Origin of the sequence: Thalassotalea castellviae, from assembly GCF_031846185.1 — a bacterium.
Classification (GTDB): Bacteria; Pseudomonadota; Gammaproteobacteria; order Enterobacterales; family Alteromonadaceae; genus Thalassotalea_H; species Thalassotalea_H castellviae.
In genome coordinates this window covers 202,295-225,913 of the sequence record NZ_JAVRIF010000004.1, presented here as the reverse complement: position 1 = coordinate 225,913, position 23,619 = coordinate 202,295, and the positions used below count along the sequence as shown (strand labels likewise).

Sequence of the window (23,619 nt, the reverse complement as noted above, 5' to 3'; positions counted from 1 at the left end):
GTGAAGCTTAACCATTTATTCCGCAATGACGTAATAGTGCGTCTATTTGAGGCGCACGCCCTCTAAACGCTTTAAATAACTCACTGGGTTCTTGCGAACCGCCTTTTTCAAGAATGTTTTCTAAAAAGTCTTGTCCTACGGCGCGACTAAAAATTCCTTCTTCTTCAAAGCGGCTAAAGGCATCAGCAGATAACACTTCTGCCCATTTGTAGCTATAATAGCCAGCGGCATAACCGCCACCAAAGATATGACTAAAACTATGTTGAAAGCGATTAAAGTCAGTGGCGGTGATCACGGCATATTTATCACGTACTTTGTTTAATATTTCTTGGATGTACTCGCTGTTGTTATTATTGGGGTTATATTCGGCATGCATGGTAAAATCAAAAATACTGAACTCAAGCTGACGAAGCATTTGCATTGCTGATTGATAATTTTTAGCCGCTAGCATTTTATCAAGCATTGCTTGAGGTAATGGCTCATTGGTTTCAAAATGTCCTGAAATAAAGGTGAGTGCTTCAGGCTGCCAACACCAGTTTTCCAAAAATTGGCTGGGTAATTCAACCGCGTCCCAAGGCACACCATCGATGCCCGAAACACCGCTGGCGTTTATTTGTGTAAGCATATGATGAATACCATGGCCAAATTCATGAAATAATGTAACCACCTCATCATGAGTAAATAATGCCGGTTTATCACCTACGGGTTTATTAAAATTACAGGTGAGGTAAGCAACAGGATATTGAATATCGCCATTGGCTAATGCTCGACGTCCTACACAATCATCCATCCAAGCACCGCCACGTTTTTTAGCGCGTGCGTATAAATCTAGATAAAAACTGCCGCGTAGTTGCTGACTTTCATCAAAGACTTCATAAAATTTGACATCTTTATGCCAAGTATCAATACCTGATTTTTCTTGAATGGTTAAGCCAAACAAGCGATGTACCACTTCAAATAACCCTGAGACGACTTTGTTTTCTGGGAAGTAAGGGCGTAATTCTTCATCTGAAATCGCATAACGGTTTTGTTTCAATTTTTCACTGTAATAAGGCAGATCCCAAGCTTGCAGCTCTGTTTGGCCAAATTGAGCTTGTGCAAATGCTTTCACTTCATCAAGGTCTTGTTGTCCTTGTTTTTTTGATTTTTCAGCTAAGTTTTCTAAAAATCCCAACACTTCATCGGTTGAGGTTGCCATTTTGGTGGCAATCGACTTTTCTGCAAAATTATTAAAGCCAAGCAATTGAGATAATTCATGACGTAGCGCCAATAATTCATTCATAATTGCACTGTTATCAAATTCACCGGCATTTGGCCCTTGATCAGAAGCGCGTGTTACATAGCCACGATAGAGTTTTTCTCGCAGTTCGGCATTATCACAATACATCATGACGGGAAGATAGCTTGGAATGTCTAAGGTAAATAACCAGCCTTGTTTTTCTTGTTCTGCTGCTAAGGCCGCCGCCGCTTCTTTGGCGCTATCTGGTAAACCAGCAAGTTCTGCTTCATCGGTAATATTTACACTATAAGCGTGTGTTGCATCTAAAAGGTTATTGCCAAAAGTTGAGCTGAGCTCTGATAAGCGAGTCACAATTTCGCCGTATCGTTTTTTGTCTTCATCGTTAAGGGCAATGCCTGATAATTTAAAATCACGTAAGGCATTATCAATAACTTTTTTCTGGGCAGTCTCTAATGTTTTATATTCTTGGCTATTTGCAAGGCTTTGATAAGCTTCGAACAGGCCTTGATGTTGACCAACAAAGGTGCCGTATTCAGATAACAAAGGTAAACAAGACTCATATGCTTCACGTAATTCATCACTATTTACCACAGAATTCATATGAGAAATCGGCGACCATAGTTTGCCTAACACATCATCCACTTCATCAATAGGTGTGACTAAATTATCCCAGGTGAATGATGCTTGAGTTAAAACGTCTTCAATGGTTTTTTTGCAATCAGAAATCGCTTTTTCGACGGATGGTTTGACGTGCTCAGGTTTAATTAAAGAAAATGCGGGAAGTTTATCTTGCGCTAAAAGTGGGTTGGTCATGGTTATCTACATTTTTGAATATCTTAATTATAGATGTAAGTGCATTTGTTTAGATATTCAAGAGAAGAAACAAAAGTAATCAGCTCGTTTAATAATTTTTTTCGATAGGCCAGCAAAAGGCGTGAAAATTTAGTAAAAGAATAATGCGTTAAGGCATGCCTTATTGTTAATATCATCGGATGAAGTCTTGCCAAGATAGATGATTTTCCCTTTTTCGTCATATTGATGAACTTGAATCTTATTTGATCGAGTCTTATATATTAAATGACACTTATTTAGGAACTTACACATGACACAACATTTTGATTTTCTCGCCATTGGGGCAGGTAGTGGTGGAATTGCCTCGGCAAACCGTGCTGCAAAGCTTGGTAAAAAAGCAGCCGTAATTGAAGCTAAACACATTGGTGGTACTTGTGTAAATGTAGGGTGTGTACCGAAAAAGGCAATGTGGTATGCAGGGCAAATTGCCGATGCTTTACATTATGCTACTGATTATGGTTTTCAAGCACCGTTACAAAATTTTGATTGGGCAAAACTTGTTAAAAATAGAGAAGCATACATCGAAAGAATTCATGCGGCTTATGCACGTGGCTTTGCCAGTAACGATGTTACTGTGATTAATGGTTTTGCCAAATTTATCAATAAAAACACCGTAGAGGTAAATGGCGAGCAAATCACTGCTGATCATATTGTTATTGCCACAGGCGGTCGCCCAAGTATTCCAAACATTAAAGGAGCTGAATTTGGTATTGATTCAGATGGTTTTTTTGCCTTAACCGAACAACCAAAAAGTGTTGCAGTAGTTGGTGCGGGTTATATTGCCGTTGAACTTGCCGGCGTGCTTCATGCCCTTGGTTCAGAAGCACATCTATTAGTACGTAAAGAAAAACCCTTGCGTGGTTTTGACGACATGCTCAGTGATACTTTGGTTGAGCAGATGGCAAAACATGGCCCGACGCTTCATAACCATAGTACGCCTAGCCACATTGAAAAACATGAAAACGGCGAACTTACTGTGCACCTTGAAAACGGTAAATCTGTGGGGCCGGTAGAGACATTAATTTGGGCGATTGGTCGTGAGCCAGCGACGGATAATATTAATGTGCAATCAACCGGCATCGAATTAGATGAACGAGGTTTTATTCCAACCGACAAATATCAAAATACCAATGTAAAAGGTATTTATGCGGTGGGTGACAACACAGGACGCGCACAATTAACCCCCGTTGCGGTGGCGGCTGGGCGCAGATTATGTGAACGATTATTCAATGATAAACCTTATGAGTGTCTTGATTATTCAAATATTGCAACCGTAGTCTTTAGTCATCCGGTTATTGGCACGGTTGGTTTAACGGAAAAAGAAGCTATTGCTGAATATGGTGAAGAGCAAGTTAAAGTCTATAATTCACAATTTACCGCTTTATATCAAGCGATCACTGAAGATTATCGCGACCCTACGCGAATGAAATTAATCTGTATTGGTAAAGAAGAAAAAATTGTTGGAATTCATTCAATCGGTTTTGGCAGTGATGAATTGTTACAAGGATTTGCGGTTGCGATGAAAATGGGGGCGACGAAAGCTGACTTTGATAATACCGTCGCGATCCACCCAACTTCTGCCGAAGAGTTTGTTACCATGTAGCGCAGAGTTTTGAAAAGGATAACAACAAGGCTTTCATTGTTAGTTAAGTCGTGAGAATTGACTTGATATTACTTTATCCTTTTAGGGTGACACTTGGTTTAGTGTCACCCTTTTATTTTATTAGCGAAGTTACTTCAACAACGGCACTTGATGAAGCTTATTTTGTTGTGCAGTTAATTGCGCTTTCAGCTCCGGGTGATCGATAAGGCTATTCAATAAGAGTACTTTTACCCCGTGTCCTTTTACTCGGGTATTGATAACAGGCTGGTTACTATTTACGTCAAATTGTTCGTTGCTTATTGCATCAACCCATAAACCATTACTCAACATTGATTGAATATTAAATACCGCGTCGTCATCCCCTTTGTTTAACAACACTAACGCGGTTTGGCTCTCTTCTTCGTTCTGATAGACACGATAAAAGCTAGCTTGATCACCGGAAAATTCGAGATTAATTTGTAAACCACGTTGCAAGGCAACTGACTGCTTTCTGATATGAGCAATACGGGTTAATTCATTGTGAATGATGTGTTTTTTGGCTTGTTCAATTCTTTGTTGACCTAAATAGTTTCGATTGCCTTTGTGTTCTGGTAAACCGGTCATAAAGTTGATTTCAGAGCCATAATAAATCACCGGTATCCCGCGGGCGGTAAATAACCAATTATTGGCATCGATAAAACCTTCATCACTGGCATTCATTCTTGCCATATCGTGATTATCGTAAAAGGTCATTAGTTCATACGGGTTTTGATAAACACCATCATCTAAATGTAAATAAGACAAAATATTTTTGAAATTGCTGTCTTGGTTTTCAAAGACGCTGGTAATCGCTGCTCTACCAGGAAAATCTAACACGCTAACGCCACCGTTTTCCGGTCGAGTATGCTCGGCGATAAACTCGGCATCGTAGGAATAACTTTCACCAAAAATAAAAATATCGGGGTGGTGTTGACGAATACGATCAAACAATTTTTTCCAAAAATGATGTGGCATTTCTTTTATCGTATCAACACGTAAGGCATGCGCGCCTTGTGCTATCCATTTAAGGTAGGCACCTTCAAAATAATCGAGTACGGCTTCATTATTTTCATTAATGTCTGAAAGTTGCGCTAAGCCTGTATGAGTATTAAAAAAGCTATGCAGCGGATTAGTAGGATCGAGTTTCTCGGGATGAATATTTTGATGATCGGCGATTAACGTGCCGTTTTGATCATAAATTTCGGCAAATTTTGGTTGATCTTCCACCATGCTATAAGAGGGAGAACCGTGATTTCCAACAATATCTAACACGAAATTAAGGTTATAATCTTCTTTAAGTTGAGAGGTAAGTTCAGCAAACGATAAATTTTCAGAGGGTAAATGCTCATCCACTTCATAAAAGTTACTACCCCAATAACCATGATAACCCGTTTTACCGCCGTCTTTGTAATAAGCCCCAAATGTTACTTGCTCACCGCCACTAAATGCTTGGTCGGGATTATCAAAAATAGGCGTCAGCCACACCGAAGTAAATCCCATATCTTGAATATACTTGGCATTATTAAGTACTCCTTGAAAATCGCCTCCTAGGTAGCCGACATTTGCTTCTTGTCCATCAGGGCCAATAAGTGGAATGTTAAAACTGGGGTATTTCCCACCTTGGTTTTCGTGATTGTTGCGTTTATCGCCATCAACAAAACGATCCGTTAATAAAAAATATACCGATTCAGCAGCATATGGCTCTAATGTCCCATAAAACGTTGTGTTGGAATGATGTTTCGAGCTGGATAGTTGTGCAGGTTGATCGAAAGACGATGCGCAGCCTAAAAAAGTCAAAGATAAAACGGTAGTGATTGCTGTGTAAGTAAATACGCGCGTTAATTTCATCGTTAGGTTATCCAATTTATAGCGGTTGGATAACATCCGTATTGGTCTCACAATTAATGTGAACACTTAGGAATAAAAGCCAACAGAAATTTTATAAAGTCAATTAATTAGCAGATATCTTATTGATTTGGGAATGTTTATTACAAGTATCTGCATACGTATTCATGAAGTGGCAGCCTTTATTTATGCGTGTTATCTGGGCATATTGAACGAATAATACATAAGTGATGGCGGGCTCCAAGCTCAATGCATTCGACAAAATGTCAGTGTGAATACGCCGTTATGTTAACAGCATGAATACCATAACAACCGTTGGAAAAAGTCGATGATTCGAAAAATTAGCATGACAGGCTTACTGTTAGCCATTTACCTTGTAAGTGGATTTTCAAAAGGACAAACGTTACCTAGTAACTTAAATAATCCTGTTGAAAACATGATGACTGCTTCTGATAAAGCCTTGGTTGATAATGAACAGCAACTAATAAAGGCGCCGTTAAAATCGCCTGCTGAGCGTAGTGGATTTACTCAATTAGTTGACTACCAACATCATGACAATAAACTCATCTTAACGACTGAGCAAGGAACTATTTCGCTTGAATTTGTCACCGAAAATAGCGTTTATGTTAACTATGTGTTGAATGATGCTCAGCCATTACCGAGTTATCTTCTCGACGAAAAGCACAACAAAAAAATTGTCACAACCCTAGAAAATAAAGAAAAGTCTTTAACATTAACCAGTGGCAGTGCAACGGTTGTCATTGATAAATCTCCCGTCAGGCTGTCATTTTTTCATCAGAATAAATTAATGTTAGCAGAAGAGCTTGGTTATTTTGAACAAGACACAACGCAAGGGTTTCGTTTTAAATTAAGACCAGAAGAAAAGCTCTTTGGTGGTGGTCAACGTGTGTTAGGTATGGATCGTAGAGGGCATAGATTACCTCTGTATAATCAAGCGCATTATGGCTACCAAGACCATTCTGAACAAATGTATTTTGGTTTACCTGGCGTCATGTCTAGCGATAAATATATTTTAATGTTTGATAATAGTGCCAAAGCGCATCTTGATTTAGGCGCGAGTCAATCAGACATTTTACAATTTGATTCACAAGCAGGACGGTCGGCATACTTAGTTGCCATGTCAGATAGTTATCAATCGCTGATTAATCATTATACCCATGCAACCGGAAAGCAGCCGATGCCGCCTATTTGGGCACTGGGTAGCATGGCTTCACGTTTTGGTTACCGCAGTGAAGCACAAGCAAGAGAAGTGGTTGCTGAATATCAAAGGCAACAGATGCCATTGGATGCGATAATTTTTGATTTATTTTGGTTTGGTGCCGATGTTAAAGGGCACATGGGAAACCTTGATTGGGACAGAACAACGTTTCCAACCGGCGAAAAAATGATTGAAGATTTTAAAGCGACTGGGATCAATACCATACTGATTAGTGAACCTTTTATTCTTACTACTTCTAAGAATTGGCAATCTGGCGCTGAAAACCAAGCGTTTGCTATCGACAAAGCAGGCAAACCGGTGACCTTTGATTTTTATTTCGGTAATACCTCGTTAGTCGATGTTTTTTCAAAGAATGGACAAAGTTGGTTTTGGTCATTCTATCAAAAGCAATTAGATTGGGGCGTGGCAGGTTTTTGGGGCGATCTTGGTGAGCCTGAAGTTCACCCACAACACGCTATTCATCAATTAAGCGACACAGGACAACATGCTTATGCAGATGAAGTGCATAATGTTTATGGCCATCAATGGGCGAAAACGCTTTTCACTGGTTTTCGTGAAGCGAGTCCCCAACAACGACCGTTTATTATGATGCGTTCTGGCTTTGCAGGCAGTCAGCGTTACGGCATGATCCCATGGACGGGTGATGTCAGTAAAACATGGCAAGCCCTCAGTGCTCAGGTCGAATTATCATTGCAAATGGGGCTGTTAGGATTAGGTTATACTCATTCCGACTTAGGGGGCTTTGTCGAATCAGAAAAATTTGATGAAGAGCTGTACGTGCGTTGGTTACAATTTGGCGCATTTCAACCGGTGTTTCGACCACATTCACAAGATGCAACCCTACCTGAGCCCGTTTTTCACGGTGAAGAAGTAAGTCAATTGATCAAAACGGCGCTAAGCTGGCGTTATCAGTTATTGCCATACAACTACAGCATTGCGTATCAAAATCACACTCAAGGCACACCTTTGATGCGACCACGTTTTTTTATCGATGATGCGAATGATGAGAACTTTTTAGATACGGATGCTTATCTTTGGGGACCCAATCTATTGGTTGTTCCGGTAACAGAGCCTGGTATTACGCAACTAGAATATACTTTCCCGAAAGGCGTGTGGTTTGATTATTGGCAGGATCGAAAATACTCGGCGGGTAAACAGGTGTTACCGGTAAATAAAGAAACAATTCCGGTATTTGTGAAAGCGGGGGCTATTATTCCTCATGCTCCTAATATGTTAAATACCCAAGCATATACAGGCAATGATTTGGTCATTCATTATTGGTTTGACGCCAGTGCGCCACAATCTAGTTTTCAACTTTATCAGGATGACGGCCTCAGTACTCAATATTTACAAGGTGATTTTAAGCAAATTAATTTCACAGCTGCGTTAAATCAAGAGCAAGTGAATTTTGATATCAATATCGAGAATGGTGAAGTAAAACTTAAAGAAAACAAACAATTAAAAATAGTTGTTCATAATGCCTCACATTTAGAAAACGCTTATCAAGGGAAAAAACAGTTAACTAGTGTTTATGACAGCAAGTTAAATACATTAACACTCGATGTCACCTTTACCGGAACTGATATTGGACTAACTTTTAAACCGTGAAAGCCGTTTGTGCAATAAGTGTGATTTTTCAGTCGGGATAGTGCATTTGTCATGTGAAGTAGATTGCGAAAGGCACAGGCAATATTGCATTAATCGGTAAAGAAAAATTTAACAATCAATGGTTTAAAAAAGTTTCGATTTTTTTGAGTCAACAATCTTTAATGGACCCTAAACGATGCTATTGAATAAAAAGATTATCGCAACCGTAGCGGCGACTACTTTACTGTTTGCATGTAATGAAGCCAAACAAAGTGATAAAAATATACTGTCGAAAACGACAGTGAATCAAAAGGTTACTAGTGATAAGTCAACATCCGCTGAACTAGGACCGCTCCATGTGGCATCGCCAAAATGGCAAGATCAAATCATCTATTTTTTAATGATTGATCGCTTTAATGATGGCAATTTACATAATAGTGATCAGGGCGTTGGCGTTTATGAACGCGGAGCAAAAGACAAGTATAATGGCGGTGATTTACAAGGGGTTATCGATAAAATAGATTATATCAAACAGCTTGGAGCTACAGCTGTTTGGACAACGCCTCAAGTTGCCAATCAATGGTGGGACCCTGTTGCCGAATTTTGGGGATATCACGGCTATTGGGCAAGAGATTTTAAGTCCGTTGATGAGCATTACGGTAAACTTGAAGATTACCAACAATTAGCCAAATCACTTCATGCTAAAAACATGTATTTAATTCAAGATATTGTTGTCAATCATACCGGCAACTTCTTTTATTATGATGGTGATTATGATGAGCAGAATGTTAAACAGAATTTCAAAATAAATACCGGTTCAATTCCAAGCGTTTCAGCCAGTCAATTTCCTTTTACTCAAAATGACGTTAACAAAGTGGAGCATCAACAAGCGAATATTTTTAACTGGACTCCTTCAATACTCGATATCACGGTACATAAACAAGAGACAACCTATCAAACGTCGGGTCTTGATGATATGAATACCAAAAATCCCGTGGTGAGAAATGCCTTAAAAGACTCTTTTGGCTATTGGATTAAAGAAGCTGGCGTCGATGCATTTCGTATTGATACGGCAAAATACGTCGAAAAAGAATTTTATGAAGATTTTCTTCATGGCGATGATGGCATTGTGACTACGGCTAAATCAACGGGTAGAAACGATTTTTTTACCTTTGGTGAAATTTTTGAAATGTCACAACCCTTTACAGATCGTGCGGAAAAGAAAATCACCGATTATTTAGGCACAGATGAGAACCCTCGTATTGACGCGCCGTTAAGTTTTCCACTTTATAATGAAATTAAGCAAGTGTTTGCCGGCGGGCGTCCAACTTCATATTTGTCATATCGCGTTGATGCGGCGATGAAATGGTATAAAGATCCCTATAGAGCGGTAAATTTTATTGATAACCACGATGTTGAACGTTTTTTAGCGAATGGTACGTTAAGTGGTTTCAAGCAAGCGTATGCCTTTATGATGTCGATTCCGGGCATTCCAGTTATTTATCAAGGGGATGAGCAAGCGCATCTTTTAAGCCGACAAGCGATGTTTGCTGGTGGGTATGGCTCTGAGCAAGATCAATTTAATCAAGCGTCTGATATGTTTCGTTTTATTCAAACGCTGACAAAAATTAGAACTCAACATAAAGTGTTTAGTCGCGGTAGTATTGAATTTATTCAAGAAAATGCATCAGGGCCAGGAATACTAGCCTACAAGCGCGAATATAACGGCAAAACAGCCTATGTTATTTTAAATAGTGCCGAACAAACCGCGTTGTTAAGCCGCTTGCCAACCAGTTTTTATGAGGATAATCAACCGACTATTTTACTGGCTGAGAATATTGATAAAACTTTGCCTTTTGCCGAAGACGGTACATTGACTATGGAAATGCCAGCGCGTTCTATTTTAGTGCTTATTGGCAATAGTCGAGCTAGTCAACCAACTAAGTCAATGACACAAGAGATTACCGTTGCCCCAATACCTGTGGAGTTTAACAATGTAACGTCTGCGATAATCCAAGGTACGACGACGACGGCGCATGCCGAATTAATTAAAATTATCGATGGTAATATTGAACAGGCAGAAAAATTTTCGTCCGATGCTCAAGGAAAATGGCGTACCAATTTACCTTTAGATGGCTTAGGCAATCATCAACATGCCGTAGAAATTTTTTGGCCGGAAAAAAATTATGTAACGAACAAATTTACTTACTCGATGAATTCGACCATTGTTTCTGGCATGGCTGCTGTCGATGACCTTATTGGTGATGATAAAGGGCCAGCAGCTCAATATATAAAACCTGGCTATCAAGCCGATAACTGCTATTTAGACATAGATTCAGTTCAAGCGAGAACCGGCGGTAATATACTAGAGTTAACGATTAAAATGTGCGATATCTCAAATGCTTGGGCACCACCCAATGGTTTCGATCACTTAGCGCTAACCATTTATTTTAATGATAAAAAGGCCTCAGGGCTCAAAGCTCTGCCTTTGTTAAATAGCGCAATGCCTCAACAAGGCACATGGAATGTTGCTCATTCAGCCTTTGGTTGGGGAAACTATGTTTTTGCAACAGATGGTGCTTCTTCAACTCAAGAAGGTACTATTTTAAATTACACACCCATCATAACAGTAAACCATCAATCCAAAGAAATTAAGATGATTTATCACGCTGATAAACTAGGTATAGATGACTGGTTAGCGGTTGATTTGTATTTAACCACTTGGGATAAAGACGAAGGGGGAGATTATCGTTTGATCAATGAGACACCGTCGAAATGGCACTTTAGCCATAGTGCGCAGAATTCTCCAAAAATTGCCGATGATGCTTTTATGACCATTTTGCGCCAGAATTAACCGATACTGCTAACGATGACATTAACAGTCGTTTTCTTTTTGAACAGTTGTCGTGTCAATTTTGTACTGGTTCAACCTGTTTGAATAGACCGATAACGATCAGCTGATGAATACGTATGCATGGTTTTTGCATACGTATTCATTTTGTGAAGTTTAACTGCCAGTGAAATAGTGAAGATTAGCTAAAATAGTTTAATTGCAAAGTTAAAATGAATTTTTTAGTGAAAACATGAGGTTATCTTTTTTGGTAGTTACCTCTATTAAAGATTAATAATTGATAAAAAATAAAACTTAATAGAAAGGTGAAAATAATATGAAACGAGTATTGATGTTGCTTGCAGCAAGTTCGACACTTGCATTTCAAGCGAATGCCGATTGGTTTATCCGCGGCACGCATAATAGCTGGGCAGCTGATCAAATGGCTGATATCAGTAATAACACAATGTTAGCTGATGACGTAGTGTTTACTTCAGCTGGGGAGATAAAATTTGATCGTTTTGGTGACTGGAGTGAAAACTACGGTACGGGTGGTCAAGGTGGCGGTAATATTTCAGTCTCAGCGGGAACTTGGGATATTGAATTTTATACAGATACGAAAGGTTGGGCTATTTTACCTTCATCAACACATGGCGGGTCGACAGGTGGTGGAACAGATTATCATTTGCGTGGCACCCCGAATGGTTGGGCCGAAGGCACATTGTTAACACAAGTGGGAACAACTTCAGATTATGAAATCTGTATTGAATTTAACGGTGGTGATGCTTCTGGTGGGCCAAGATTTAAGATAGATAAAAATGGTGGCTGGGGAAGCGATGCTTTTCCTTCAGCAGATGTTTCTGTCGCCCAAGGCTTTGCCCATATTGTCGTTGATAGTAGCAATGACTCGATAAAGTCAGTATCTGACGGTTTAGGGGCAAATTGTTCTCCTGTCACCGCAACAAATGATTTTCGTAATCGTACCATGTACTTTGTTTTCCTAGATCGATTCGCTAATGGTGATACGAGCAATGATAATGGTAATAATGCCAGCGCGACATCGAGCGTTGGTGGTAGCGGTAATTTAGATGAATGGAAAAAATACTGGGGTGGAGATATTCAAGGGCTTATCGATAAACTTGATTACCTTCAAAACTTAGGGATTACGGCTATTTGGGTGACCCCTTTAAATGATAATGTTGATAACTCTGGCACTGCTGGTGCTTATCATGGTTATTGGGGGCGCGACTTTTATGAAGTGGATGAGCACTTAGGGAGTTGGGCGTTAGTTGATCAATTAGATGCAGAGATGGAAGCGCGTGGTATGAAGCTTGTGCTTGATTTTGCTCCGAACCATAGTAGTCAAAATGATAAATATGAATATGGTGCTGTGTATAAAGAAGGTGTCTTTCAAGCGGATGAAGCAAATTCAACTTGGTTTCATCAAAATGGCGCAATTGCTGACTGTTATGATTCAGACCCTAGTACAACCTGCGGTAATGAATGGTCAGACCCATGGGCGTATCGTAATAAAACCTTGTTTAATTTAACCGACTTTAATCACGGCGTTAATAGTAATTCGGTTTCTGATACTTACCTGATTGAAGCAGCGAAAAAATGGTTAGCACACGGTGTTGATGCGTTTAGAATTGATGCAATAAAACATATTGAACCTAATTTTATTAATCGCTTTACTGCTGAAATGAGAGCCGTAAACCCCGATGTTTATATTTTTGGTGAATGGATGGATGCCGGCGCGTCAGATGCTAATTCAATGGCTTTTTTAAGTGAAGGTAGAGGGTCTGAATTATTAGATTTCAACCTACGGGATAATATTGAAAATGTTATTGCTGATAATATTTCAATGATTGATCTTAATGCTCATATTGAAAGCCGTGCAGGTGCTATGGGTAATCGTGAAGATTGGCAGCCAATTTTCCTTGATAACCATGACGCCACACGTACCAGTGTTTACTTACAAACAAACGGTGTTGTCAATAAAGGGCGACAAGGTAAAGGTTTTGCAAAAGCATTTGCGGAAGCAAGACAAAATCTAGGTATGGCCTTAGTGATGACGTTACCAGGTATTCCAACAATTTATTATGGTACCGAGCAAAACTCGACATGGTTCACTGCAAATGGTGATGGTGAAGTCGGTCATGACCCTTATAACCGAGAGCAAATGCCGTCTTTTTCTGAAACATCTGCTGCTTTTACTATGATAAAATCATTGGCTGATTTACGAAGTTCAAGTGCCGCCATTGCCACTGGTAGCTACCAACAAAAATGGTTGAATGCTGATATTTTAGTGTTTGAACGAAAAGAAGGGACAGACACCGTAGTTGTTGCAATGAACAAAGGTGCTGCAGCAACTATTTCGGTTTCATCACTAGGTCTTGCCGACGGTACTTATACGAGTCTAACCGGCGGTGATGTAGTATCGGTTACTGGAGGTCAAGCGTCATTGAGCTTAGATCAAAATGAAGTGATTGTACTGCACTAGTATTGTTCTTACTTCTTAAAAAAAGTAAGGATTTCACGATGAGTTTTAGTCATTAAAGCTCATTTGATAAAATAAATAGGCGTTATGTCAAACAGTTGGCATAACGCTTATTATTCATAATCAACCCTACCATTATTCTTAACTCTTCGTTCAGGATGTTATTAGGAAATTTAAACCTATTGATTCTCTTTATGAATCTACCTATCTTGCATCTATAGATAAACTGCATACAAAATCACGGGAAATGCCTTTCTTCCATGTGAAATTAGGCTTTTTACCTAGCCAATTAAATGACTTTTAGCTAAATTATAAATAAGCACTATAGTTAATATCGTGCCTATTCAATGGGATATTTAGGCTTTTTATTAGCTTAAAGGAGATTTTCTTGACGACAGAAGCGAATAAATTAAATCCTGAATTGTTCAGAAAGAAACGTATTATACAAGTCACTTGGTTAACCCAATCTGCAACAATTTTAGCTGCTCTTTTTCCACTGATGTACAAAGATTGGTTTAATTTAACCCTACTGTTTATATTTTTGATCTGTCTTTCTATTGGTCGATATCTGGTAAAAAAAGATCTAGTTCAATATGGCTCCAATTTAGTCAATTTATCGATAACCATCTTAATTTTAACACTTTGTTTTTTTAATCAGGGCATTAGAGACGAGGCATTATTAGTTTTTCCGGCATTAATTAGTTTTGCGGTACTAACCGGGACCGATAAATTTTTATGGACTATTTATGCGTTAATCGCATGTAGTGTAATGTTAATGGGTTTAGTGAATGAACTTGAGCTTTATAAACATATCGTCATTGGGACAGGTATAGAATCAGCGATTATGATCGTTATTATCTTATCGGTAGTTACTTACAGTATAAAATTGTTAGGCTCAGATCTCACTTCGGCAAATAAAAAATTATTAGAATATCAGGATGAATTAGAACAAAGAGTCGTTAATAGAACGCAACAACTGCAAGAATCAATTAATAGTTTAACAGAGGCAAAAACCGAATTAGTAGAAGCCGAAAAAATGGCCTCGCTTGGCAGGTTGGTTGCTGGTGTGGCACATGAAATTAATACGCCTTTAGGTATTGCCATAACGGCATCTTCATTAATTCAAGAAAGTACAACAGAATTAAAATCAACCTTAGAGAAAAATACTGTCACTAAATCTGGCTTATCAACTTATGTACAGGAAATCGAACAAAGTATTGATATGGTGCAGGGCAATTTAAAAAGAGCGGCAACTTTAATTGCTGATTTTAAACAGGCGGCAGTGATACAAAGTGATGAACAAGCCAAAACATTTAATTTATTTGAAATATTAAACACTATTGTAGCGCACAATAAAACGCTGCATAAAAAAGTCACTGCGGATATTTTTGGTGATAAAACTATTTTTATCACTCATGATCCTGATGCGATAACCCGTATTTTTACTAACTTATATAGCAACTCATGTATTCATGGCTTTGCGGGTATGGATGAAGGTCATATCGATATTGAAATAGCACAAGCGGGTGAACAGGTTTCTATTATCTATTCGGATAATGGTAAGGGGATTAAAGCAGATAATGTTGAGCATATTTTTGAACCATTTTTTACCACTAAACGTGGTAAAGGGGGCACAGGATTAGGCATGCATATAGTTTATAATTTAGTCACTCAATCATTAAAAGGGCAGATCCAATATAACCCAGATTATTGTGCTGGCGCTTGCTTTGAAATTACCTTTAAACTTGCCTAAAAGAGAATATTTTCATAAACCTAGCTGAAACTTAAACCGTTTGTCACGGGATTAATTTCCAACTGTTTATTTTAGACTTTTTGTTAACGCACTGGTAATGACCGAGCCTAAATCATTCAGTTCAAACGTGTCGTTATCTTTAATATTAATACAACCTTTGCCTGTTTTTATCTTTGGATATTGATGTTGAAATTCAGCTAAATGCTGTGCGTTGCACGTATAAACTGATAAGTAATTTTTTTGGTTAGCTAAAGCGATCCAATGATCACCCAATGTAAAAGTTGGCATTTTGTATTTCATTGATGGCTCTGCATCAGGAAATAATTTCATGATTAAAGTATAGATGGCATTAAAGCGCGCCATTCTTTGTTCTGGTATATTTTTTAGGTAAGTCGATAAGTCCATACAAATTCTCGAGTGATAAAAGGTTTCAATATTGTCAGTAATATATTCGCCATAAATTAATTATTAATAATAGACTTTTTTTAAAATAATTATCCAACTAAAGTAAGCGCTGTCAGGCACCCTTTCTCACTTATATTTTTTTGTTATTTGCATGTGTCATATTTCTTTAAAAATAATTTAATAATAGACTGGTAATGACAGAAAATTCTGGTAATCTCTTATTCCCTTAGTGAGGATAGTTGGTCTCTTTTTGAGCAATCAATAAGAGATAAAAAAATACTTATCCACATTTATAAAATAATAATAATAATATAGATAAAAGGATTTTTTCTTACCTTTTTCCATATAAAACAAAAACTTAATCATATTTGACCCATTTTGATACTTTATCTCTATGGAATCTTATGCTGCTTTTCAACAAAGTTATCCACATTTTCACTCATTTTTTTCATACATTAATGGTTAATTGCTAGAGAGTAATCAGGCTTTATGGCATGCTTAGCCAAATTTCTTACTAGCGATACAAATCATCATGTCCAAATCTTCATTATCTCCGCTCATTTTAGTTGATGGTTCTTCTTATTTATTTCGTGCCTATCATGTGCCTTATTTGCAAGCGTTATCAACCAAAGATGGTCAATCTACAGGAGCAATTACTGGCGTATTAAATATGCTCAATAGTCTGAAAAAAGATTACCCCAATGGGAACGTTGTCGTGATATTCGATGCGAAAGGTAAAACGTTTAGAAATGATATGTATCCTGAATATAAAGCCAATCGTCCTCCAATGCCTGATGATTTACGCACACAAATTGCACCGATTCATGAAATAGTTGAAGCAATGGGGTTACCTTTACTCGTTATTGAGGGAGTGGAAGCGGATGATGTTATCGGTACATTAGCAGCGCAAGCTACTAAAGCAGGTATTGAAACTGTTATTTCAACCGGCGATAAAGATATGGCTCAGTTAGTAAATGAGCATGTCACGCTTTATAACACGATGACGAATGTAAAAATGGACCAAGCTGGCGTCTTAGAAAAATTTGGGGTACGTGCTGATCAAATTATTGACTATCTTGCTTTGATGGGCGACAAAGTCGATAACATACCCGGTGTAAATAAGTGTGGCCCTAAAACGGCTGTTAAATGGTTAACTGAACATGAAACTCTGGCCAATGTCATCGCAAATGCCGATAGCGTAAAAGGAAAAATTGGTGAAAACCTTCGAGAAGCATTAGAGTTTTTACCTCTATCTTATGAATTAGCGACTATTAAATTAGACGTAGAACTTGATAAATCTGTTGAGCAACTGCAACCGACAGAGCCAAATGTCGCGAAATTAACCGAGCTTTACACTAAATTTGAATTACGTCGTTTATTGGCGGATTTAACAAAAGGTTCTAATAGTGAAGCGACGACAATTATTAGCGAAGAGGAGAATGAAGAAGAGTCAGTGCCTGCAGAGGTTATTGAAACTAAGTATGACATTATTCTCAATAAAGAAGACTTTGCTAGCTGGTTAGCTAAATTAACCGCAGCGGATCTTTTTGCTTTTGATACCGAAACCACCAGCGTTGATTATATGAAGGCCGAGTTAGTTGGCTTATCATTTTCTGTGGAAGTTGGTAAAGCAGCGTATGTCCCCGTTGCTCATGGCTATATCGACGCGCCAGATCAGTTAGATAGAGACTGGGTTATTGCCCAACTTAAACCATTACTTGAAGATAGTGATCGTCAAAAAGTAGGTCAAAACTTAAAGTATGACGCGAATGTGCTTTCTCATTACGGCGTACAAATGCAAGGTATCAAATTTGATACTATGATCGAATCATACTGTTTAAATAGCGTTGCCACACGCCATAATATGGATGCCTTAGCTGAAAAATATTTGGGTTATAAAACCGTTCATTTTGAAGACATTGCCGGAAAAGGCGCTAAACAGTTAACTTTCAATCAAATTGACATTGAAAAAGCGGGCCATTATGCCGCCGAAGATGCCGATATAACTTTGCGTTTACATCAAGCTATTTATCCTAAACTTGAGAAAAGCAACACACAACTTAGCGTTTTTAATGAAATAGAAATGCCGTTAGTGCCAGTGCTTGCACGGATGGAGCAACATGGCGTGTTGATTGATAGTGATTTATTGAACGAACAGAGCCACTCGATCGGCATGAGGTTACAAGAATTAGAAGTTGAAGCACATAATATTGCGGGTCAAACATTTAACTTATCGTCACCAAAACAATTGCAGAAAATATTGTTTGAAGAGTTAAAAATTCCGGTCATTAAAAAAACGCCTAAAGGTGCCCCTTCTACAGCAGAAGAAGTGTTACAAGAGTTAGCACTAGATTATCCTTTACCCAAAGTCATTTTAGAAAATCGTGGTTTAAGTAAATTAAAATCGACTTATACGGACAAATTGCCGTTACTGGTTAGTAATACAGGACGTGTGCATACATCGTATCAACAAGCAGTTGCTGCAACAGGGCGTTTATCTTCAACCGATCCAAACTTACAAAATATCCCAATTCGTAGCGAAGAAGGGCGTAAAATTCGTCTTGCTTTTATTGCACCAAAAGATCATAAAATTGTCGCGATAGATTATTCTCAAATAGAGCTGCGAATCATGGCGCATTTATCAGATGACCCAGGATTAGTGTCGGCATTTTCAGACGGTCGAGATGTACATAAAGCGACGGCGGCAGAAATTTTTGGTGTAGATTTAGCTGATGTTACTGCCGATCAACGTCGCAGTGCGAAAGCGGTTAACTTTGGTTTAATTTATGGCATGTCAGCTTTTGGTTTAGCGAAGCAATTAGATATTCCTCGCCATCGTGCTCAAGAATATATGGATAAATACTTCGAACGTTACCCCAATGTGCTCGCTTATATGGAAGACACTCGTCAACAAGCAACAGAGCAGGGTTATGTTGAAACATTATTTGGACGCCGACTGTATTTACCGGAAATAAAATCGAAAAATGCTATGCGTAGAAAAGGTGCTGAACGAGCTGCTATTAATGCCCCTATGCAAGGTACAGCTGCTGATATCATAAAGAAAGCAATGTTAGCGGTTGATGAATGGATTGAAGCACAAAATGATGACCGTATTAAAATGACCATGCAAGTGCATGATGAGTTAATTTTTGAAATTCATCAGGATATTGTTGCAGAAACCACCGCTAAATTAGTCGAAATTATGAATGCTGCTGTTGAACTAAAAGTACCATTAATCGCCGAAGCTGGTGAAGGAGATAACTGGGAGCAAGCACATTAAGCCATTTAATATTTTGAATGTTTTATTACATATTGTGTAATTTTATTACAAAAAGTGCTTTACAAAGAATATAGAGTTAATCTATACTTTGTTTCGTTCCTTAACGGACGCTTGTTGTAATAATTTGTATATTCTAGCTTCCTCATAGCTAACAAGCCGATAACAGTGTTATCGGCTTTTTTTATGCCAAAAATATGTGAATAACAATATGAGTTAAGCGCCAAATATGTAACATAATTTCATTTATGAAATTGAATATCTATATGTGCTGTTTTATTCATCAACAGGATCAATAATTGGTTCAATCGGGCGAGGTTTACTTCGCCCCGCTTTTCTTAGTGCATCGCGTAATACATATTCAATTTGAGCATTTAAACTACGTAACTCATCATCAGACCATTGTTGCATGGCATTAAGAATTTCTTCATTAATTCTCAGCGGATAAGCTTTTTTAGCCACGATTACCTCTGTTCTAAATTAAAATTAAGGATGAATGTCATTAATACAAAGTACCCGTATTAACGATAGGTTGTGCAGCTTCATCACTACACAAGACCACCAATAAATTACTGACCATGGCAGCTTTGCGTTCAGCATCAAGCTCAACAATCTCACGCTCTTCTAATTTATGAAGCGCCATTTCAACCATACCTACAGCACCTTCTACTATGGTTCTTCTTGCTGATATTATTGCCATTGCTTGCTGGCGACGTAACATGGCATTAGCGATTTCGGGGGCGTAAGCTAAATGACTGATCCTTGATTCAATGACGCGCACACCTGCTTTTTCTAGTCGTTCTTGTACTTCGGTTTTTAATGCATTGGATATTTCATTCGGATTACTGCGCAATGAAATGTCTTCATCTTCATGATGATCGTATGCATAACTTGTCGCAAGGTTTCTTAGAGCAGACTCACTTTGAATGGATACAAAATCTTCATAGTCATCAACTTGAAAAACTGCTTCGGCAGTATCAATGACTTCCCAAACAATAACTGCGGCAATTTCAATAGGGTTACCATTTTTATCATTGACTTTAAGCTTACCACTTTCAAAGTTTCTTACTCTCATTGAAACGCGGGCTTTTGTATAAAAAGGGTTAGCCCATCGAAGGCCAGAGCTGTGTACTGTGCCTGAATATTTTCCAAATAACTGAAGTACTCTCGCTTCTTTTGGATTCACCATAAAAAAGCCAAACCAACAAATAAACACTAATATTGCCGCGATAAACCCTACAATAGCTTGGCCTGCTGATTGATTCATTAAACCATTAATCGCAATGGCAATGGTGCCTATTTGTAATGCCAGTAAAACAAAGATGAACATAATTCCATTGGGTGCTTTTATTTCTTTTTCTGTGATCATGTTATTCTCCATGAATGTTTAAACAAGATGATATCATTATGATATCACTTTGAGTGTTTGGCAAATATTTATCTGAGGATCTTTGTAACAACAAGTAACATCAATGCCATAACTGGTAATGACGTTGAAAGTAAGGTTAAATTATTAGGTGATTACGCGCTTTTGTAGATGGGATTATGGGCGATATTTTAGGTTATAGCTGAAAAGTTCTTTTTTCATCATAGGCGCCATCATATATAAACCAATAATATTGGCGATCGCCATGGAGAAAAACATTGAATCAGAAATGGCAATGACAGAATTCAAACTAATCGATGCGCCAATGATGGTACAGGTACAAAAAATACATTTATATAATAGGTCTAAATATTTATTGGTCCCCATAATATATTGCCAAGCAATTGACCCGTAATATGCCCATGAAATCATTGTTGAAATGGCAAAAAGTAACACGGCTATACTTAATAGATAAGGAAACCACCAAATTACACTGGCGAACGCTCTAGATGTTAACGCTACGCCATCAACCCCTTCAACCGAAGTGTATGCGCCAGTAATAACAATCACTAAAGCAGTAATAGTGCAAATAACGACGGTATCAATAAACGGTTCGAGCAGCGCGACATAACCTTCTCTAATCGGTTCGTTGGTTCTGGCGGCGGCATGAGCAATAGCGGCAGCTCCAACACCAGCTTCGCTAGAAAACGTGGCCCGCTTAAAGCCTTGTATCATGACGCCTATTATCCCCCCAACCACACCTTGTGGATGAAAGGCTTCTGTGAAAATTAAATAAAAAGCGGAGGGGACTTTTTCTATGTGATAACAAATGATAAAGAGGGCAGAGACTAAATAAATTGTCGCCATTAACGGGACAATTTTCGAGGTAACTTTAGCAATGTTTTTGATCCCGCCAATAATAACAACGGCGATAATCGAGGCAAGTATTAAACCAAATAACCAGCCTTTGTTTTGCCAAAAACTGCTGTCTTGGGCAAAGGCAATCATAAATTGGCTATAAGCTTGATTAGCCTGGAGCATATTACTGCCGCACAATGATGCAGTCATGCAGCAAATAGCAAAAAAGATCGCCAAACCTTTGCCAAGTTTTTTATGTCCTAAATCCGATAATCCTTCACTTAAATAATACATTGGGCCACCGCGCACGATACCATTCGCATCGATTTGACGATACTTTACCCCTAAAGCACATTCTAAAAATTTAGCTGACATGCCCATTAAACCAGCTAACATCATCCAAAAAGTCGCACCGGGTCCACCAATAGAGATTGCGATGGCAACGCCAGCTATATTACCTAAACCAACGGTACCTGAAAGTGCCGTGGTGAGAGCTTGAAAATGACTAACTTCACCTTTATCGCTTGGTGAAGAGTAATCACCTTTAATTATTTTAACGCTATGCTTTAACCCAGTAAAATTAAGGAATCCGAAATAACAGGTAAAACTAATCGCGGCGATGATTAACCAGAGAACAATCAATGGAATATCGATTGAGTTAATTGATATCGAGTAGAAAATGATTTGAGTAAAGAGTTCAGCAACCGGCGCTAATAACGTATCAATTTGTTGATCTACGGTGAAAGTAGTTGCTGTACTCATTGTTTAACGCCTTTTATAATAAGGATAGAAAAAGAGGAAAAGGCCCGTAATTAGTAACGTCAATAAAATCAGAGCACTGGGAAGCATTAGCCAAAGGTTGGCGTTATCTTGAAAATAAGTTCCATCATGCAAACTCTCAATAAAATCAGAACGTCGATATGCCACTTGTAAGATATCTGCGGTGTTACTGTCGAGTTGAATTTCCCATTGGCTATTCGTACGGACTTTGATAACCCCTGTATTGGGTCTTACGTCTAAGCGGTCGATATCTTGCCAGCTATTAACATTGGCTTGCGTTACAGTTTTTACTTGCGTGATAATCTGTTCAAAACTAATAGAGGGTATCTTTTCAAGCCCCACTTTAGTTTCAGGTTGCAAATAAGCAAACTCTTTTCTCACTAATAATAAAATACCTGAAATAATCACAACAAGTAGAGGAAGTGCTGCAATGATGCTGCCCCATTTATGAATTTTACGATTAGTACGAATAAATGACATTAAGGTTTTTCTATCGCTTTGATTGGCCAAGTTTCATAGACTCCGTCACTCGTGATTGTGGCTATTTCAGTTGGCTTGATTAATTTAATGTTGAGAACCGATGAACGATATTTATCTTTGTATTTAAAAGCGTGCCATTCACCAAGTAAAGCACCATCCTTCACCTGCCATAATTGTAACAATTGTTTAGGGGAAGCGGTAAGTAACCATTGATTATTATGCGTGATGATTGAATCATTAAATTCGATAAATTTAATGTTGCTCGCTAATTCTGAGAATTTTTTACCAATTCTTAAGAGCCAAAACCAACGATCTTTAATGGCGTCTAAAGTAAAAGCGACTTTAGCATCTGCACTCATCACGACATGATTTACCCTAGAGGCATGGCTAAATGTTTGTAATATTTTGCCAGTGCTTGCTTGCCAAAAAGCAGCGGTTTTATCACTAGAACCGGTGAGAACTTTAGTGCCATCAGCAGAAATACTAACACTGTTTATGTCGAGTCGATGTGGTGTATACGTTTTAATAGTATTGTTTTCAATAGAAACAATACTTGCTTGACCACTTCGAAAACCAAAAACTAATGTGCGCTCATCGTCTGACATAGCAATATCATTGATGATATTATCTCCGGCTGTCCAAACGGTTATCAGTCGGCCACTGGCTAAATCGTATAGATGTACATTGACACGATTTGAGGTATAAAAATATCGCTTATTTTTTGATATGCCCAATAACTCAATAAGTTGAGCTTCTAACCCTTGTAAACAATCGTATTTTTTAGTGTTTGTTTCATTGTTCCATAAACATATTTGTTGATTATCGCTAGTGATTGAATAGTGACCATCGTCAGAAATATCAGCCGCTTTTAATACTTTATCACTGTAGTGCTGTTGTTTATTGGCTAAAGACGTTTGAATATTGTGTTCGGAACACGAAACAATCAAGCATAAACTGAATAATACAAGGTAGATTCGCATAAACT

Annotated in this window: 14 protein-coding genes; 6 read left to right on the top strand and 8 right to left on the bottom strand. The window is 38.3% G+C overall.

Annotated features, from left to right (window positions below; translation table 11 throughout):
- Nucleotides 1–7 precede the first annotated feature (7 nt).
- Entirely contained in the window at nucleotides 8–2,053 is a 2,046-nt protein-coding gene (gene prlC, locus RM573_RS09700; RefSeq protein ID WP_311580937.1) for an oligopeptidase A, read from the bottom strand.
- A 289-nt stretch (nucleotides 2,054–2,342) separates the two neighbouring features.
- On the opposite strand from prlC, the gene gorA reads away from it, so the two are divergent.
- On the top strand, nucleotides 2,343–3,695 hold the full coding sequence (gorA, locus tag RM573_RS09695) for a glutathione-disulfide reductase (RefSeq protein ID WP_311580934.1): 1,353 nt from the start codon (nucleotides 2,343–2,345) through the stop codon (nucleotides 3,693–3,695).
- Nucleotides 3,696–3,824: 129 nt separating this feature from the next.
- On the opposite strand, the gene RM573_RS09690 is transcribed toward gorA, so the two are convergent.
- Nucleotides 3,825–5,561, bottom strand: a complete 1,737-nt coding sequence (locus tag RM573_RS09690) for an alpha-amylase family glycosyl hydrolase (RefSeq protein ID WP_311580931.1) — start codon at nucleotides 5,559–5,561, stop codon at nucleotides 3,825–3,827.
- 325 nt (nucleotides 5,562–5,886) lie between these two features.
- On the opposite strand from RM573_RS09690, the gene RM573_RS09685 reads away from it, so the two are divergent.
- From RM573_RS09685 to RM573_RS09670, 4 genes are all read left to right on the top strand, one after another.
- Nucleotides 5,887–8,406: a glycoside hydrolase family 31 protein gene (locus RM573_RS09685; protein WP_311580928.1), complete on the top strand. Its 2,520-nt coding sequence runs from the start codon at nucleotides 5,887–5,889 to the stop codon at nucleotides 8,404–8,406.
- 181 nt (nucleotides 8,407–8,587) lie between these two features.
- Complete coding sequence (locus RM573_RS09680) at nucleotides 8,588–11,239, top strand: alpha-amylase family glycosyl hydrolase (protein WP_311580925.1); 2,652 nt, start codon at nucleotides 8,588–8,590, stop codon at nucleotides 11,237–11,239.
- Nucleotides 11,240–11,552: 313 nt separating this feature from the next.
- Nucleotides 11,553–13,718: an alpha-amylase family glycosyl hydrolase gene (locus RM573_RS09675; protein WP_311580922.1), complete on the top strand. Its 2,166-nt coding sequence runs from the start codon at nucleotides 11,553–11,555 to the stop codon at nucleotides 13,716–13,718.
- Between the two features lie 385 nt (nucleotides 13,719–14,103).
- Nucleotides 14,104–15,468, top strand: a complete 1,365-nt coding sequence (locus RM573_RS09670; RefSeq protein ID WP_311580918.1) for a sensor histidine kinase — start codon at nucleotides 14,104–14,106, stop codon at nucleotides 15,466–15,468.
- Nucleotides 15,469–15,534: 66 nt separating this feature from the next.
- On the opposite strand, the gene RM573_RS09665 is transcribed toward RM573_RS09670, so the two are convergent.
- Entirely contained in the window at nucleotides 15,535–15,873 is a 339-nt protein-coding gene (locus tag RM573_RS09665) for an iron chaperone (protein WP_311580915.1), read from the bottom strand.
- A 532-nt stretch (nucleotides 15,874–16,405) separates the two neighbouring features.
- Here RM573_RS09665 and polA point away from each other — a divergent pair.
- Nucleotides 16,406–19,153 (top strand): DNA polymerase I, encoded by a 2,748-nt coding sequence (gene polA / locus RM573_RS09660; RefSeq protein WP_311580912.1) that lies wholly within the window; start codon nucleotides 16,406–16,408, stop codon nucleotides 19,151–19,153.
- 273 nt (nucleotides 19,154–19,426) lie between these two features.
- Here the strand turns inward: polA and RM573_RS09655 are convergent, their stop codons facing one another.
- The 5 genes from RM573_RS09655 to RM573_RS09635 all read right to left on the bottom strand — a co-directional run bounded on the left by RM573_RS09655 (nucleotide 19,427) and on the right by RM573_RS09635 (nucleotide 23,614).
- Nucleotides 19,427–19,612: a type II toxin-antitoxin system antitoxin gene (locus tag RM573_RS09655; RefSeq protein WP_432280232.1), complete on the bottom strand. Its 186-nt coding sequence runs from the start codon at nucleotides 19,610–19,612 to the stop codon at nucleotides 19,427–19,429.
- Between the two features lie 40 nt (nucleotides 19,613–19,652).
- Nucleotides 19,653–20,519 carry an SPFH domain-containing protein gene (locus tag RM573_RS09650; protein ID WP_311580909.1) on the bottom strand — a complete coding sequence of 289 codons (867 nt, stop codon included), beginning with the start codon at nucleotides 20,517–20,519 and terminating at the stop codon, nucleotides 19,653–19,655.
- A gap of 174 nt (nucleotides 20,520–20,693) precedes the next feature.
- Nucleotides 20,694–22,136, bottom strand: coding sequence for an alanine/glycine:cation symporter family protein (locus RM573_RS09645; protein ID WP_311580906.1), 1,443 nt, complete (start codon nucleotides 22,134–22,136; stop codon nucleotides 20,694–20,696).
- A gap of 3 nt (nucleotides 22,137–22,139) precedes the next feature.
- The gene (locus RM573_RS09640) at nucleotides 22,140–22,664 is read right to left on the bottom strand and encodes a PepSY domain-containing protein (protein ID WP_311580903.1); all 525 of its coding nucleotides are present in this window, start codon (nucleotides 22,662–22,664) and stop codon (nucleotides 22,140–22,142) included.
- Nucleotides 22,634–23,614, bottom strand: a complete 981-nt coding sequence (locus tag RM573_RS09635; protein WP_311580900.1) for a WD40 repeat domain-containing protein — start codon at nucleotides 23,612–23,614, stop codon at nucleotides 22,634–22,636. The genes RM573_RS09640 and RM573_RS09635 overlap by 31 nt, the downstream gene beginning before the upstream one ends.
- Nucleotides 23,615–23,619: the final 5 nt, after the last annotated feature.

Excerpts from the sequence above, each read along its gene's own strand:
- RM573_RS09685 (WP_311580928.1), top strand. The coding sequence starts at position 5,887 with ATGATTCGAAAAATTAGCATGACAGGCTTACTGTTAGCCATTTACCTT.
- polA (WP_311580912.1), top strand. The coding sequence starts at position 16,406 with ATGTCCAAATCTTCATTATCTCCGCTCATTTTAGTTGATGGTTCTTCT.
- gorA (WP_311580934.1), top strand. The coding sequence starts at position 2,343 with ATGACACAACATTTTGATTTTCTCGCCATTGGGGCAGGTAGTGGTGGA.
- RM573_RS09675 (WP_311580922.1), top strand. The coding sequence starts at position 11,553 with ATGAAACGAGTATTGATGTTGCTTGCAGCAAGTTCGACACTTGCATTT.
- prlC (WP_311580937.1), bottom strand. The coding sequence starts at position 2,053 with ATGACCAACCCACTTTTAGCGCAAGATAAACTTCCCGCATTTTCTTTA.
- RM573_RS09665 (WP_311580915.1), bottom strand. The coding sequence starts at position 15,873 with ATGGACTTATCGACTTACCTAAAAAATATACCAGAACAAAGAATGGCG.
- RM573_RS09650 (WP_311580909.1), bottom strand. The coding sequence starts at position 20,519 with ATGATCACAGAAAAAGAAATAAAAGCACCCAATGGAATTATGTTCATC.
- RM573_RS09645 (WP_311580906.1), bottom strand. The coding sequence starts at position 22,136 with ATGAGTACAGCAACTACTTTCACCGTAGATCAACAAATTGATACGTTA.
- RM573_RS09690 (WP_311580931.1), bottom strand. The coding sequence starts at position 5,561 with ATGAAATTAACGCGCGTATTTACTTACACAGCAATCACTACCGTTTTA.
- RM573_RS09635 (WP_311580900.1), bottom strand. The coding sequence starts at position 23,614 with ATGCGAATCTACCTTGTATTATTCAGTTTATGCTTGATTGTTTCGTGT.